The following is a 1,922-nucleotide window of genomic DNA, read 5'->3' as shown; positions in this document are numbered from 1 at the left end:
GCCAGTGACCACGGCCCGACCTGGATCGAGATTTCGCCTAAAAAAAAACGAGCGGAAAACGAAAGGCTCAATGACGAATTGACGTTATGTAGCGCAGAAGGATCTTGGCGTGATACCGCTGGAAAAGGGAACCACTCACGCCGGTGATCGCAATCAGGCGTCCGAGCGGCATGCTCGCCGTGACGTTGCGCAGGTTGTGCAGCGTTGCGCCATGTACCGTGAGCCAGTTTTCCGGCGTTGCGGCGCGTTTGGCGGTGGGCGTCTTTACTTCGCGGCGCGGTTGCAGCGGATGCTGGATCGGGTTTGCCAGGAACTGACCGGTAAGCGAATCGGGTTGTGCTGCAAGGTCTGCAACACCGCCCTGCGCCACGACCGTACCGCCGCGTTTTCCCGCACCCGGACCAATGTCGATGATGTGATCCGCGCGGCGAATCGTGTCCTCGTCATGTTCCACGACGACCAGCGTGTTGCCTTTGTCGCCGAGCTTTTTGAGCGCGTCGAGCAGGATCTTGTTGTCTCGCGGATGCAGGCCGATAGTCGGTTCATCGAGCACGTAACACACACCTTGCAGGTTGCTGCCGAGTTGCGCCGCAAGCCGGATGCGCTGCGCTTCGCCCCCGGACAAAGTCGGCGCTGCGCGGTCGAGGCTCAGATAACCCAGGCCGACTTCTTCGAGAAACTGCAGACGTCCTTCTATTTCGCTCACCACGTCACGCGCGATATCCGCATCACGTCCCTTGAGCTTCAGCTTGTTGACCCAGTTGCGCGTGGCGGTGACCGTCCATCGGCCGATTTCGGTGATCGGCTGATTGCCGAACGTCACCGCACGCGCGACTTCGTTCAGGCGCGTGCCTTCGCAATCCGGACATGGCTGATCCCCGACGTCATCAGGCTCCTGTTCCGCCGATGGAATCGTTTGTTCGCGGCCGCGAACGTCTTCGGAGAGCAAGGTGTCATCATAGGCTTCGCGCTGCTCGCGCGTGAGCTTGACCCCCGTTCCCACGCACGTGTGGCACCAGCCATGCTTGCTGTTGTACGAGAACATGCGCGGATCGAGTTCGGGATAACTCGTGCCGCAAACCGGACACGCGCGCCTGGTCGAGAACACGCGGATCTCGCCGACGTGCTTCGTGCCGTTCTTGCCGCCGTTCAGCGCGCCATGCAGATCGTCGAGCGGCGCGAGCAGATGCATCACGCCCTTGCCGAGTTCCAGCGTGTCTTCGAGCATCTTCCTGAGCGATGCTTCGTCATTCACGCTGACGATCAGATCGCCAACCGGCAACTCGATAGTGTGTTCCTTGAAGCGGTCGATCTTCGGCCACGGATCGACGGAGAGAAACTCGCCGTCCACGCGCAGATGCGTATGGCCGCGCGTTTTTGCCCACTTCGCAAGGTCGGTGTAGATCCCTTTCCGGTTCACGACGAGCGGTGCAAGCAGGCCGATATGCTGGCCTTTGAAGTCACGCAGGATCTGCGCGACGATCGATTCAGGACTTTGCGCGGCGACTGGTGCGCCATCGTGGATGCAATGCTGGATGCCGAGCTTCACATACAAAAGCCGCAGGAAATGCCAGACTTCCGACGTGGTTGCGACCGTGCTTTTCCGGCCGCCGCGCGACAACCGTTGTTCGATGGCAACCGTCGGCGGAATGCCATACACGGCGTCGACTTCGGGACGCCCGGCCGGTTGCACGATGGAACGTGCATACGCGTTCAGTGATTCGAGGTAACGGCGCTGGCCTTCGTGGAACAGGATATCGAAGGCAAGCGTCGACTTGCCCGAACCCGAGACGCCCGTGATCACGTTGAACTTGCCGTGCGGGATATCCACGTCGAGCGACTTGAGATTGTGCTCGCGCGCATTGACGATGCGCACCACGTCCTCGCCCTGCAGCGCACGGCGCGCAGCCGCCACTTCGGCA

Annotated in this window: 1 pseudogene; it reads right to left on the bottom strand. The window is 61.0% G+C overall.

From position 1 onward, the window contains the following. Positions 1-67: 67 nt before the first annotated feature. Positions 68-1,922, bottom strand: a pseudogene (locus tag ACRXB1_RS35295) (excinuclease ABC subunit UvrA); the annotation flags it as partial.

The sequence above is a fragment of the Caballeronia sp. M23-90 genome, from assembly GCF_053574605.1.
This window is presented reverse-complemented; position numbering and strand designations above follow the sequence as displayed.